This window comes from Pseudomonas sp. YeP6b (assembly GCF_025642995.1).
Taxonomy (GTDB): Bacteria; Pseudomonadota; Gammaproteobacteria; order Pseudomonadales; family Pseudomonadaceae; genus Aquipseudomonas.
This window is the reverse complement of the sequence record NZ_CP080090.1, coordinates 6,211,872-6,224,964: the sequence shown is the minus strand read 5'-3', so window position 1 is coordinate 6,224,964 and position 13,093 is coordinate 6,211,872. Positions and strand designations below refer to the sequence as shown.

Sequence of the window (13,093 nt, the reverse complement as noted above, 5' to 3'; positions counted from 1 at the left end):
CCCAATTAGTGTGAGAGCTGGCTTGCCAGCTCCCACACTAATTGGAGTATCAAGCCAAGATCACTCGGCGGCAGCTTGCGGGCTCAACCACCCGCGAATCCGTCGATACAACTGCTCCTGCTCGGCAGCACTGTTGCCGGGCAGGGTCTTGAGTGACACCTGCTTATACCCTTCATTCTTCCCACGCTTGGCGGCGTGGGCGCGCGCGAGTGCGTTTTTGCGCTCCAGGGCGCCGTCTTGGTAGAAGACATCCGCCGTCGGCACTTTCAACGCGGGGGCCAGTTGTTGCAGGTCTGGCTGGCGACCGGCAGGCGCTTTGCCGGCCACCATCACCAACTTCTGCACTTGGGCCGGTTGTTTCTCGCTCAGGTAACGCGCGGCCCACCAGGCGCCCGTGCCATGGCCGAGCAGCACCACGCTGCGCGCGCTCTGGGTCTGGGCAAAGGCGACGGCAGCGTCGATGCGGTCGAAGATGCGCTTGGCGTCGGTCTTGTCCTGTTCATCCGCGCCCGGCACTACCGCCGGATCGGTGCCTTCGGCTTCGGCACTGGCGGCCTGTTCGATAGGTTTGGCGGCGGTGCTGCCGTCTTTGCTGCTGGTGTCGACGGCGGCCTTGGGCGATTCCATCACGCGTGGCGGCAAGGTGTCGACATTCACGTCCGGCAGCGACAGGCTGACTGTGCCCCAGTTGGCATCGGGCAATTTGCGTCGCAACGGTGCGATTGCTTGCGGCCAGTCAGCACTTTCGCCGGCGCCCGGCACGATAATCACCACGCCTTCGGGCTCGGCGCTGTTGGCCGGTTTCCACAAGGCCAGAAATGAATCGCTGCCGGCCTGCAATTGTTGCTGTTCCTGTTGCGGAACCTGGCGCTCCAGGGCGTTGGCTTCTTCCTGGCTGCGCTCGGGCAGGGGTTGGCGTTCAGCCGGTTTGTCGGCAGCGGGTGCCGGCGCGTCGGCGGCCTGAACAGAAAAGGCGCTGGTAAATAGCAGCGACAGGCACAATGCTGGCAGTGCCGAACGGTGGATAAAGGGCATCGTTAATTCCCGGCCAGAAGTGATTCCAGCAGCCTAATGGGTTGGTCAGTATTTGTCAGTGATGTGAGACGTGGATCATGGGTTTTCGCTGTCTGCTGGTTATCGGCGGTTTGTGCTTTGCCTTGATGGCGAATGCCGCGCCTGCGCCTGTTGCACCACAGGCGCAGCTCAATGCACCGCAGCGTGAATGGCTGGCCGAGCACCCGGAGCTGCGCGTGGGCGTGGTATTGCAGGCGCCGTACGCGCAATACGATCGGCGCCTGCAGCGTTTGTCCGGGGCCAATGTCGAGTTGATGCAGTGGCTGGCCAAGGCGCTGAACATCGAGCTGACGTGGCGTAACTTCCCCAGCCAGGAACAACTGGAAACCGCTGTGCGCGACGGCGAGGTGGATATTGCCCCCGGCCTGCAGCAAACCCCGGCCGGCTTGCGCCTGTGGTTATTCAGCGACCCTTATATGCGCGTGCCCCAGCATATCGTCGGTATCCGCGAGGGCAGCGGCGCGGTGGAGCTGGAGAAACTCGACGAACTGTCCCGCGTTGCCGTGCGCATGCCCAGCGCTGTGGCCGATTACCTGCGCAGCAATTATCCCAACCTCAATCTGCAAGGCGTGCCCATGGAGCGCCAGGCGCTGCAATTGCTGGTCAGCCAGCAAGCGCGTTATGCCGTGGTGGATGAGGCACAGTTGAGTCGGTTGTCCGGCGAGGCGGAGTTTGCCGGGCTAGCAGTGGTCGGCGATATCGGCCTGCCGCAACTGCTGCGCGTGGCCACCCGCCGCGAATGGCCTGCGCTTGCCGGCATCATGCAAAGCGCTTTGCGCGCGATACCCGCTCGCGACCTCGATCAATTGCACAGCCGCTGGCTGCAACCCAAATACCCACGGCTGACCGAATCGCCGGGACTGTGGCAAAACCTTAGCCTGCTCTTGGCGATGTTCTTGCTCGCCAGCCTGGCGGTGGTGTTCTGGCAGCGCCGTCACCAGCGCGTGCTGGAACACAGCCTGCTGGCCGCCCGGGAAGAAAGCGCCGCCCGCGCCGCCGGCGCCGAAGCCTTGCGCTTGACGCAGTTCTCCATTGATCAAAGCACCGTGGGCATCTTGTGGGTCAATTGGGACAGCCATGTGCGATACGCCAACCGCGCCGCCGAGACCATGCTGGGCTACGGCCCCGGCGCGTTGATCGAGCGACCGCTGATCGATTTCGACCCGACCTTGAACATGGACCGCTGGCTCAACATGTGGAAGCGTGCGCGTGCCAGCGAAGAAGGCGCGCAAACCTTCGCCGCCGATTGCGTGCGCGCCGACGGCAGCATCCTGCCGGCCGATGTGTCGCTGAGCTTTTTGCGCTTTGCCGAAGGCGAGTACCTAGTGGTCTACCTCAATGACGTCACCGAGCGCCGCCGTTACGTGGCCGCGTTGCAGCAAAGCGAAACACAATTACGCGAACTCTCGGCCCACCTGGAAACCGTGCGCGAAGAAGAAAAGGCGCGCATCGCCCGTGAAGTGCACGACGAACTCGGGCAGATGCTCACGGTGCTCAAGCTGGAAACCTCGATGTGCGAGCTGGCCTATGCACAACTGGACCCAGGCCTGAACGAGCGCTTGAACAGCATGAAGCGCCTGATCGCCCAGCTGTTCCAGCTTGTCCGGGACGTGGCGACCGCACTGCGCCCACCGATTCTCGACGCCGGCATTGCCTCGGCCATCGAATGGCAGGCACGCCGCTTCGAAGCGCGCACACACATCCCTTGCCTGGTCCAAGTCCCGGATAACCTGCCGGCCCTGAGCGATGCCAAGGCCATTGGCCTGTTCCGCATCCTGCAGGAGGCGCTGACCAATGTGATGCGCCATGCCCAGGCGCATACTGTCGAGCTGACCTTGAGCGTGGAAGGCGCCGACCTGCGGCTGACCATCAGCGATGACGGCATCGGTTTCGTCGAAACCCAGGGCCGCCCGGTGTCCTTTGGCGTAGTCGGTATGCGCGAGCGCATATTGATGATGGGTGGGCAACTGAGCCTGCACAGCGAACTGGGGGAGGGCACGACCTTGAGTGTCACGGTGCCGTTGGATGCATAACCCTAAGAGGAAGCCCCTGTGATTCGTGTACTGGTAGCCGAAGACCACACCATCGTCCGTGAAGGCATCAAGCAATTGATCGGCCTGGCCAAAGACCTGCTGGTGGTCGGCGAGGCCTGTAATGGCGAGCAGCTGCTCGAGACCTTGCGCCATGTGCAGTGCGAGGTGGTGTTGCTGGATATCTCGATGCCCGGTGTGAATGGCCTGGAAGCCATCGCGCGTATCCGTGCACTGAGCCATCCGCCGGCGATTCTGGTGTTGTCGATGCACGATGAAGCGCAAATGGCCGCCCGCGCCCTGAAGGTCGGGGCGGCAGGGTATGCCACCAAGGACAGCGACCCGGCGCTGCTGCTGACGGCGATTCGCAAGGTCGCGGCAGGCGGGCGCTATATCGACCCGGACCTGGCCGACCGCATGGTCTTTGAAGTCGGCCTCACCGATACGCGGCCGCTGCATTCATTGCTGTCGGAGCGCGAGTTCTCGGTGTTCGAGCGCCTGGCCCAGGGTGCCAACGTCAATGACATCGCTCAGCAACTGGCGCTGAGCAGCAAGACCATCAGCACCCATAAGGCGCGGTTGATGCAAAAGCTCAATATCACTTCATTGGCTGAGTTGGTGAAGTACGCCATGGAACACAAGCTGTTGTGACCCCGTGATCGTTCCCGCGCTCTGCATGGGAATGCAGCCAAGGACGCTCTGCGTCCCAAAGCGTGACGCGGCGCGTCACAAGAGGTGTTCCCACGCGGAGCGTGGGAACGATCAGTGGCAGGCGGCATGCCCAATAACGACACCTCGAAAATACCGTCGAGCCCATTCCTGCTGCTTGTAGCTCGCCCCTTGTCGCTGCCCTGTCCCATCCCCGCCATACGTGTAGGGCAATCCCTACCCCGAACCTTCCATCCTGCTGATGCGATTCTCTCCTGGCCCCCGATTTCCGGGGCCTCGCGCCTGGACTACGCTTGTGCCACAGCAGTCCAAAACAAAAAGGTGCGGGTATGAGCGAGGCGGATTCAAATGATGTGCTGGTCAGCTTTCGTGGCGTGCAGAAAAGCTACGACGGCGAGAACCTGATCGTCAAAGACCTCAACCTGGAGATTCGCAAGGGCGAGTTCCTCACCCTGCTCGGGCCCTCTGGTTCGGGCAAGACCACCAGCCTGATGATGCTCGCCGGCTTCGAGACGCCGACCGCCGGTGAAATCTTGCTGGCCGGGCGTGCCATCAATAACGTGCCGCCGCACAAGCGCGACATCGGCATGGTGTTCCAGAACTATGCGCTGTTCCCGCACATGACCGTGGCCGAGAACCTGGCATTCCCGCTGTCGGTGCGCGGCTTGAGCAAGACCGATGTCAGCGAGCGGGTCAAACGCGTGCTGAGCATGGTCCAGCTGGATGCCTTCGCCCAGCGCTACCCGGCGCAACTCTCCGGCGGCCAGCAACAGCGCGTGGCCCTGGCCCGGGCGTTGGTGTTCGAACCGCAACTGGTGCTGATGGACGAGCCCCTCGGCGCGCTCGACAAGCAACTGCGCGAACACATGCAGATGGAGATCAAGCACCTGCACCAGCGCCTCGGCGTGACCGTGGTGTACGTGACCCACGACCAGGGCGAAGCCTTGACCATGTCCGACCGCGTGGCGGTGTTCCACCAGGGCGAGATCCAGCAGATCGCCGCGCCGCGCACCTTGTACGAAGAACCCAAGAACACCTTCGTTGCCAACTTCATCGGCGAGAACAACCGCCTCAACGGCCGCCTGCACAGCCACACTGGCGAGCGCTGCGTGGTGGAGCTGGCGCGCGGTGAGAAGGTCGAGGCACTGGCGGTGAATGTCGGCCAGATCGGTGGCCCGGTGACGTTGTCGGTACGCCCGGAGCGCGTCAGCCTCAATGGCTCCAGCGAATCGTGTGTGAACCGTTTCTCCGGGCGCGTGGCCGAATTTATCTACCTGGGCGACCACGTGCGTGTGCGCCTGGAAGTCTGCGGCAAGGCCGATTTTTTTGTGAAACAACCGATTGCCGAGCTGGACCCAGCCCTGGCGGTCGGCGACGTGGTACCGATTGGCTGGCAAGTCGAGCACGTTCGCGCACTCGACCCACTTCTAGAGGCGAATTGATCGCCCCCTGGCTTCACCAACCCTGCACGTGGAGAGAACAACAATGTTGAGATCCCTGAAATATTCAGCGCTGGCCATCGGTTTGATGGGCGCGACACAGGCCATGGCAGGCCCGGACCTGACGGTCGTGTCCTTTGGTGGCGCGAACAAGGCGGCCCAGGTTAAGGCCTTCTATGCACCGTGGGAAAGCGCGGGCAACGGCAAGATCGTCGCCGGTGAGTACAACGGTGAAATGGCCAAGGTCAAAGCCATGGTCGACACCAAGAGCGTGTCCTGGGACTTGGTGGAAGTGGAGTCGCCGGAACTGTCTCGTGGCTGTGACGAAGACATGTTCGAGCCGCTCGACCCGAAACTGTTCGGCAATAGCGCTGACTACGTGAAGGGCGCAATCCAGCCCTGCGGCGTGGGCTTCTTTGTGTGGTCCACCGTGCTGGCGTACAACGCCGACAAGCTGACCTCTGCACCGACCAGTTGGGCGGACTTCTGGGATACCAAGAAATTCCCAGGCAAGCGCGGCCTGCGCAAGGGCGCCAAGTACACCCTGGAATTCGCCTTGATGGCGGACGGTGTGGCACCCAAAGACGTGTACAAAGTGCTGGCCGGTAAAGACGGCCAGGACCGCGCGTTTAAGAAACTCGACGAACTCAAGCCGTCGATCCAGTGGTGGGAAGCCGGCGCCCAACCGCCGCAGTACCTGGCCTCTGGCGACGTGGTCATGAGTTCGGCCTATAACGGCCGTATCGCGGCCGTGCAAAAAGAAAGCAACCTGAAAGTGGTGTGGAACGGCGGCATTTATGACTTTGATGCCTGGGCCATTCCAAAAGGCCTGGCCAAGGACCGCGCCGAAGCGGCGAAGAAGTTCATCGCCTTCTCGGTGCAGCCACAGCAACAGAAGATCTACTCGGAAAACATCGCCTACGGTCCGGCGAATACCCAGGCCGTGCCGTTGCTGGCCAAAGATGTGCTGAAGGATATGCCGACCACGCCGGAGAACATCGCCAATCAGGTGCAGATCGACGTGAGCTTCTGGGCGGATAACGGCGAGCAGCTCGAGCAGCGCTTCAATTCCTGGGCGGCCAAGTAACCCCGCATAACCCCCTGTGAAAGCAGGCTTGTGTGGGAGCAGGCAAGCCAGCCCCCACAAAAAAGCCCGGCCCACAGGGGATCCTTAGAAGATTTCCGGAGTTAGCCATGGCCATCGCCGTTCCCTCCAACGAGGTCAACAGCCCCACCCTCAAGCAGCGCCTGGCGCGTGCCGAGCGGCTCAACCGCTGGAAGGCCCAGGCCTTGATTGCGCCGCTGGTGCTGTTTTTGCTGCTGGTGTTCTTGGTGCCGATTGTTGCGCTGCTCTACAAAAGCGTCGGCAACCCGGAAGTGGTGGGCGGCTTGCCGCGCACCGTGGTGGCGGTCAAAACCTGGGACGGCCGTGGCCTGCCGGCTGAGCCGGTGTATCAGGCGCTGAGCGAAGACCTGGGCGAGGCGCGTAAAAACCAGACCTTGGGCGACCTGTCCAAACGCTTGAACATGGAACTGGCCGGCTACCGTAGCCTGCTGACCAAAACTGCGCGGGCGCTGCCGTTTACTCAAGCGCCGGCCTCTTATAAAGAAGCGTTGGAAAGCCTCGACGAACGCTGGGGCGACCCGGCGTACTGGCAGGCGATCCGGCGCAATACCAGCAGCCTCACGCCGTACTACCTGCTGGCAGCGGTCGATCACCGCATCGATGACCTGGGCGAAGTGGCCCCGGCCACGCCCGATCAGGCGATCTACCTGGACATCTTCGCCCGCACGTTCTGGATGGGCTTGGTGATCACCTTCGTCTGCCTGCTGCTGGCGTATCCCTTGGCCTACCTGCTGGCTAACCTGCCGGCACGCAAAAGCAACCTGCTGATGATTCTGGTGTTGTTGCCGTTCTGGACCTCGATTCTGGTGCGAGTGGCGGCATGGATCGTGCTGCTGCAGTCCGGCGGGCTGATCAACAGCGCGTTGATGGGCATGGGCCTGATCGATAAACCCATGGAGCTGGTGTTCAACCGCACCGGGGTTTACATCTCGATGGTGCACATTCTGTTGCCGTTCATGATTTTGCCGATCTACAGCGTGATGAAAGGTATCTCGCCCACGTATATGCGCGCGGCGATTTCCCTGGGTTGCCACCCGTTCGCCAGCTTCTGGCGCGTGTACTTCCCGCAGACCTATGCCGGTGTCGGCGCCGGTTGCCTGCTGGTGTTCATCCTGGCGATTGGTTACTACATCACCCCGGCGCTGCTCGGCAGCCCGAACGACCAGATGGTCAGCTACTTCGTGGCGTTCTACACCAACACCAGCATTAACTGGGGCATGGCCACGGCGTTGGGTGGCTTGTTGCTGCTGGCGACGGTGGTGTTGTACCTGATCTACAACCGGCTGGTGGGTGCCAGTCGCCTGCGCCTGAGCTGAGGAGACCTAGCGATGCTGAGCCCTTATATGTCACCGGTGGAACGGGTGTGGTTCTACAGCTTGCGGATCCTGTGCGGCTTGATCCTGCTGTTCCTGATCCTGCCGGTGCTGGTGATTATCCCGCTGTCGTTCAACAGCGGCAGTTTCCTGGTGTACCCGCTGCAAGGCTTCTCGCTGCATTGGTATCAGGACTTTTTCGCCTCGGCCGAGTGGATGCGTGCGCTGAAGAACAGCGTCATCGTCGCCCCGGCGGCCACCGTGCTGGCCATGGTCTTCGGCACCTTGGCGGCAATTGGCCTGACGCGCGGCAACTTCCCCGGCAAAGCGCTGGTGATGGCCTTGGTGATTTCGCCGATGGTGGTGCCGGTGGTGATCATTGGCGTGGCCAGCTACTTGTTCTTTGCGCCGTTGGGCTTGGGCAACAGCTTCTTTTCGCTGATCGTGGTGCACGCGGTGCTGGGCGTGCCGTTTGTGATCATCACCGTGTCGGCGACGTTGCAGGGCTTTAACCATAACCTGGTGCGGGCGGCGGCCAGCCTGGGCGCTTCGCCGTTGACCGCGTTTCGCCGGGTGACCTTGCCGCTGATCGCGCCGGGGGTGATCAGCGGGGCACTGTTTGCCTTCTCAACGTCCTTCGATGAAGTGGTGGTGACGCTGTTCCTCGCCGGCCCGGAGCAAGCGACCCTGCCTCGGCAGATGTTCAGCGGCATCCGTGAAAACTTAAGCCCGACGATTGCGGCGGCGGCCACGTTGCTGATTGCCTTCTCGGTGCTGTTGTTGCTGACCCTTGAATGGCTACGAGGCCGCAGCGAGAAACTGCGTACTGCTCAGGTCTAACTGTGGAAACCCGATCAAATGTGGGAGCTGGCTTGTCGGATCGCTGCACCGCTGCGATAGCATCACCTCGGTTTGCCTGTAACACCGAGTCGCCCTCATCGCAGGCAAGCCAGCTCCCACATTGACCGAGCCATTCAGCCCCTGAATGCTAGGCAACCCAAAATACCCAGCTATCCTTGTGCCAGCCCATCATTAATAAGAGGCCGCGCACATGAGTACCTCCTCATTCAAGATCGCCCACAAGCTGCTGACCGGCGCTGGCGCCATCGAGCAGCTCGCCTTTGAGCTCACCCGCCTGGATGTGGATAACCCGCTGATCGTCACCGACGCCGCGCTGGTCAAGTCCGGCACCGTGGCGCTTGCGCTGGAACACTTGGGCGAACGGTCCTATGAAATATTCGACCGCGTGCTGCCCGACCCGGAAATCGCCATCGTCGAGGACTGCATGCGCGCGTACCGCGAAGGTGGGCATGACGGCCTGATCGGCGTGGGCGGTGGCAGTGCCATCGACATCGCCAAGAGCGTTGCGGCCTATGCCGGTTACCACGGCGCGCTGGCGGACTTGTTCGGCGTCGACCAAGTGCCGCGCAAAGGGCCACCGTTGATCGCCATCCCCACTACCGCCGGTACCGGCTCGGAAGTGACCAATGTGGCGATCCTCTCTGACAAGGCCGCACAACTGAAAAAAGGCATCGTCAGCGATTACCTGCTGCCGGACGTCGCGTTGATCAGCCCGCAAATGACCCTCACGTGCCCGCGCAGTGTGACCGCCGCCAGTGGCGTGGATGCCATGGTGCATGCCATCGAATCCTACCTGTCGCTGAATGCCTCGCCGATCACCGATGCCCTGGCCATCGGCGCGATCAAGCTGATCGCCAAGGCGCTGCCCAAGGCTTACGCCAACCCGGCCAACCTGCAGGCCCGCGATGACATGGCCACCGCCAGCCTGATGGCCGGCATGGCGTTCGGCAATGCCGGGGTGGGCGCGGTGCATGCGTTGGCGTACCCGCTGGGCGGGCGTTTCAATATCGCCCACGGCGTGAGCAATGCGCTGCTGCTGCCCTACGTGATGCACTGGAACAAGCTGGCGTGTGTGGAGCGCATGCGCGACATTGGCGAGGCCATGGGCGTGAATGTCAGTGGTTTAAGCGTTAATGATGCCGCCGACCAGGCCGTCGAAGCGATGACGCGACTGTGTGCCGCAGTGGAGATCCCGTCAGGCCTGCGCAGCTTCGGTATTCCCGAGGACGCGATCCCGGCCATGGCCACTGAAGCGGCGGGCATTGAACGCTTAATGCGCAACAACCCGCGCAAGCTCAGCGCGGCGGATATCGAGAAAATCTACCGGGCGGCTTACTAACCGTTGAGTTAGGTCACGGTGCGCGCAGCAAAGCATGAGGTATACAATGCGCGCCATCGTGATTTAGCTCAAAAAAGGTGCGTCATGCAGCCCTTCGTTATCGCTCCATCGATTCTCTCCGCCGATTTCGCCCGTCTGGGTGAAGAAGTGGACAAGGTGTTGGCCGCCGGCGCCGACTTCGTGCACTTCGATGTCATGGACAACCACTACGTGCCCAACCTGACCATCGGCCCGATGGTCTGCGCGGCGCTGCGCAAGTACGGCATCACTGCGCCGATCGATGCGCACCTGATGGTCAGCCCGGTGGACCGTATCGTCGGTGACTTCATCGAGGCCGGCGCGACCTACATCACCTTCCACCCGGAAGCCACGCTGCACGTCGACCGCACCTTGCAACTGATCCGCGAAGGCGGCTGCAAGGCGGGCCTGGTGTTCAACCCGGCCACCCCGCTGAGCGTGCTTGAATATGTGATGGACAAGGTCGACATGGTCTTGCTGATGAGCGTCAACCCAGGCTTCGGCGGGCAGAAATTCATCCCTGGCACCCTCAACAAGCTGCGCGAAGCCCGCGCGCTGATCGACGCGTCCGGCCGGGATATCCGCCTGGAAATCGACGGTGGGGTCAACGTCAACAATATCCGCGAAATCGCCGCCGCTGGCGCTGACACCTTCGTGGCCGGCTCGGCGATCTTCAACGCCCCGGACTACCAGGAAGTCATCGACAAGATGCGTGCCGAACTGGCGCTGGCGCGTCCATGAGCGGCTTTGAGCAGCTGTTCCCCGGCAAACTGCCACGGCTGGTGATGTTCGATCTGGACGGTACCTTGATCGACTCGGTGCCGGACCTGGCGGCAGCGGTGGACCAGATGCTGCTCAAGCTGGGGCGCAAGCCTGCGGGTGTTGAGTCGGTGCGTGAGTGGGTCGGCAACGGCGTGCAGATGCTGGTGCGCCGGGCCCTGGCCAATCACATCGATGCCGAAGGTGTCGATGAGGTGGAGGCCGAACACGCCCTGGAATTGTTCAACGCCGCCTATGAGGACGGCCACGAGCTGACCGTGGTTTACCCCGGTGTGCGCGACACCCTCAAATGGCTGCACAAGCAAGGCGTGGAAATGGCCCTGATCACCAACAAGCCGGAGCGTTTTGTCGCGCCGCTGTTGGATCATATGAAAATCGGCCGGTATTTCCGCTGGATCATCGGCGGCGATACCTTGCCGCAGAAGAAACCCGACCCGGCGGCGCTATTCTTTGTGATGAAAATGGCCAATATCCCGGCTTCCCAGTCGTTGTTTGTCGGTGATTCGCGCAGTGATGTGCTGGCCGCCAAAGCCGCAGGCGTGCAGTGTGTGGCGCTCAGTTACGGCTATAACCATGGCCGGCCGATCGCCGAAGAATCACCGGCACTGGTGATTGATGACCTGCGACGGCTAATCCCCGGTTGCTTGGGAGCGGGCGCTGAGATAACGTTGGCCGACATCGAACCAACCCCTTCTGGAAACGCCATCGTGGTGGTCACTCGCAAACTCTGGATGAAAGTCATCAAGGCCCTGGCCCGCTGGCGTTGGCGCGCCTGACTGATCCTGGCCGCGCTGCGGCACGTTTGCACACCTGACCGTTTGACCCTCATGCCACGAGGCACCTCATGATCCGCGAAGAATTCCTGCGTTTGGCCGCTGCCGGCTATAACCGTATCCCCTTGGCCTGCGAAACCCTGGCCGACTTCGATACGCCGCTGTCGATCTATTTGAAGCTGGCCGACGAGCCCAACTCCTACCTGCTGGAATCGGTACAAGGCGGCGAGAAGTGGGGCCGTTACTCGATCATCGGCTTGCCGTGCCGCACCGTGCTGCGGGTGCATGATCACCACGTGAGCATCACGCTGGATGGCGTCGAGATCGAAAGCCACGACGTTGAAGACCCTCTGGCCTTCGTCGAGGCATTCAAAGCGCGTTACAACGTGCCGACCATCGCTGGCCTGCCGCGCTTCAACGGTGGCTTGGTGGGGTATTTCGGCTACGACTGCGTGCGCTACGTGGAAAAACGCTTGGGCAAATGCCCGAACCCGGACCCGCTGGGCGTGCCGGACATTCTGTTGATGGTCTCTGACGCGGTGGTGGTGTTCGACAACCTTGCCGGCAAGATGCACGCGATTGTCCTCGCTGACCCTTCCCAGGCGGGCGCCTTCGAGCAAGGCCAGGCCAGCCTCGAAGCGCTGCTGGAAAAACTGCGCCAGCCAATCACCCCACGTCGTGGCCTGGACCTCAGCCGTCCTCCGGCCGCCGACCCGATATTCCGCTCCAGCTTTACCCAAAACGACTACGAACGCGCCGTCGACACCATCAAGGAATACATCCTCGCCGGTGACTGCATGCAGGTGGTGCCGTCGCAACGCATGTCCATCGACTTCAAGGCCGCGCCGATTGACCTGTACCGCGCGCTGCGTTGCTTCAACCCGACGCCATACATGTACTTCTTCAACTTCGGCGACTTCCACGTGGTGGGCAGTTCGCCGGAAGTGCTGGTGCGGGTCGAAGACAACCTGATTACCGTGCGCCCGATCGCCGGGACGCGCCCGCGTGGCGCCACCGAAGAAGCTGACCTTGCGCTGGAAGAAGACCTGCTGAGCGACGACAAGGAAATCGCCGAGCACTTGATGCTGATCGACCTGGGCCGCAATGACACCGGCCGCGTTTCGGAAATCGGCTCGGTGAAGCTGACCGAGAAGATGGTCATCGAGCGGTATTCCAACGTGATGCACATTGTGTCCAACGTCACCGGCGAGCTGAAAGAAGGGTTGACCGCCATGGACGCGCTGCGGGCGATTCTGCCGGCGGGCACCTTGTCGGGCGCGCCGAAGATTCGCGCGATGGAGATCATCGACGAACTGGAGCCGGTCAAGCGCGGTGTGTATGGCGGCGCCGTGGGCTATTTCGCCTGGAACGGCAACATGGATACCGCGATTGCGATACGCACCGCCGTGATCAAGGACGGCGAACTGCATGTGCAGGCCGGCGGCGGGATTGTGGCTGACTCGGTGCCAGCGCTGGAATGGGAAGAAACCCTGAACAAGCGCCGCGCGATGTTCCGTGCGGTGGCGTTGGCCGAGCAAACTCCGCAAAACTGAGATCAGATGTAGATCAAAATGTGGGAGCTGGCTTGCCTGCGATAGCATCACCTCGGTCTACCTGATACACCGAGGTGATGCTATCGCAGGCAAGCCAGCTCCCACATTGGGTTTGCGC

11 protein-coding genes are annotated in these 13,093 nt (G+C 62.0%); 10 read left to right on the top strand and 1 reads right to left on the bottom strand.

The annotated features are described in order from the left end of the window. Window positions 1-60: 60 nt before the first annotated feature. A complete protein-coding gene (locus KZH41_RS28205) occupies window positions 61-1,035 on the bottom strand; it encodes an alpha/beta hydrolase family protein (protein ID WP_263274074.1) in 975 nt (324 codons plus the stop codon). A gap of 77 nt (window positions 1,036-1,112) precedes the next feature. Here KZH41_RS28205 and KZH41_RS28200 point away from each other — a divergent pair, with 77 nt between their 5' ends. The 10 genes from KZH41_RS28200 to trpE all read left to right on the top strand — a co-directional run bounded on the left by KZH41_RS28200 (window position 1,113) and on the right by trpE (window position 12,975). After that, window positions 1,113-3,107 (top strand): histidine kinase, encoded by a 1,995-nt coding sequence (locus KZH41_RS28200; RefSeq protein ID WP_263274073.1) that lies wholly within the window; start codon window positions 1,113-1,115, stop codon window positions 3,105-3,107. A gap of 18 nt (window positions 3,108-3,125) precedes the next feature. Then, window positions 3,126-3,755, top strand: a complete 630-nt coding sequence (locus KZH41_RS28195) for a response regulator transcription factor (RefSeq protein ID WP_094951412.1) — start codon at window positions 3,126-3,128, stop codon at window positions 3,753-3,755. Window positions 3,756-4,102: 347 nt separating this feature from the next. After that, a complete protein-coding gene (locus KZH41_RS28190; protein ID WP_094951413.1) occupies window positions 4,103-5,215 on the top strand; it encodes an ABC transporter ATP-binding protein in 1,113 nt (370 codons plus the stop codon). A gap of 43 nt (window positions 5,216-5,258) precedes the next feature. Then, entirely contained in the window at window positions 5,259-6,299 is a 1,041-nt protein-coding gene (locus KZH41_RS28185) for an ABC transporter substrate-binding protein (RefSeq protein ID WP_094951414.1), read from the top strand. Between the two features lie 107 nt (window positions 6,300-6,406). Next, a complete protein-coding gene (locus tag KZH41_RS28180; RefSeq protein WP_094951415.1) occupies window positions 6,407-7,654 on the top strand; it encodes an ABC transporter permease in 1,248 nt (415 codons plus the stop codon). A gap of 12 nt (window positions 7,655-7,666) precedes the next feature. Further along, entirely contained in the window at window positions 7,667-8,491 is an 825-nt protein-coding gene (locus tag KZH41_RS28175) for an ABC transporter permease (RefSeq protein ID WP_010206955.1), read from the top strand. 211 nt (window positions 8,492-8,702) lie between these two features. Further along, window positions 8,703-9,851, top strand: a complete 1,149-nt coding sequence (locus KZH41_RS28170; RefSeq protein WP_242152998.1) for an iron-containing alcohol dehydrogenase — start codon at window positions 8,703-8,705, stop codon at window positions 9,849-9,851. Window positions 9,852-9,935: 84 nt separating this feature from the next. Beyond that, window positions 9,936-10,610 (top strand): ribulose-phosphate 3-epimerase, encoded by a 675-nt coding sequence (gene rpe / locus KZH41_RS28165; protein WP_034116070.1) that lies wholly within the window; start codon window positions 9,936-9,938, stop codon window positions 10,608-10,610. Next, window positions 10,607-11,425, top strand: coding sequence for a phosphoglycolate phosphatase (locus tag KZH41_RS28160; RefSeq protein ID WP_094951417.1), 819 nt, complete (start codon window positions 10,607-10,609; stop codon window positions 11,423-11,425). The genes rpe and KZH41_RS28160 overlap by 4 nt, the downstream gene beginning before the upstream one ends. A 68-nt stretch (window positions 11,426-11,493) precedes the next feature. Then, the gene (gene trpE, locus KZH41_RS28155) at window positions 11,494-12,975 is read left to right on the top strand and encodes an anthranilate synthase component I (RefSeq protein ID WP_094951418.1); all 1,482 of its coding nucleotides are present in this window, start codon (window positions 11,494-11,496) and stop codon (window positions 12,973-12,975) included. Window positions 12,976-13,093: the final 118 nt, after the last annotated feature.

Bases quoted from the DNA above. Each gene is read 5' to 3' on its own strand.
- KZH41_RS28180 (WP_094951415.1), top strand. From the start codon at position 6,407: ATGGCCATCGCCGTTCCCTCCAACGAGGTCAACAGCCCCACCCTCAAG.
- KZH41_RS28200 (WP_263274073.1), top strand. From the start codon at position 1,113: ATGGGTTTTCGCTGTCTGCTGGTTATCGGCGGTTTGTGCTTTGCCTTG.
- KZH41_RS28175 (WP_010206955.1), top strand. From the start codon at position 7,667: ATGCTGAGCCCTTATATGTCACCGGTGGAACGGGTGTGGTTCTACAGC.
- KZH41_RS28160 (WP_094951417.1), top strand. From the start codon at position 10,607: ATGAGCGGCTTTGAGCAGCTGTTCCCCGGCAAACTGCCACGGCTGGTG.
- KZH41_RS28190 (WP_094951413.1), top strand. From the start codon at position 4,103: ATGAGCGAGGCGGATTCAAATGATGTGCTGGTCAGCTTTCGTGGCGTG.
- trpE (WP_094951418.1), top strand. From the start codon at position 11,494: ATGATCCGCGAAGAATTCCTGCGTTTGGCCGCTGCCGGCTATAACCGT.
- KZH41_RS28185 (WP_094951414.1), top strand. From the start codon at position 5,259: ATGTTGAGATCCCTGAAATATTCAGCGCTGGCCATCGGTTTGATGGGC.
- rpe (WP_034116070.1), top strand. From the start codon at position 9,936: ATGCAGCCCTTCGTTATCGCTCCATCGATTCTCTCCGCCGATTTCGCC.
- KZH41_RS28205 (WP_263274074.1), bottom strand. From the start codon at position 1,035: ATGCCCTTTATCCACCGTTCGGCACTGCCAGCATTGTGCCTGTCGCTG.
- KZH41_RS28170 (WP_242152998.1), top strand. From the start codon at position 8,703: ATGAGTACCTCCTCATTCAAGATCGCCCACAAGCTGCTGACCGGCGCT.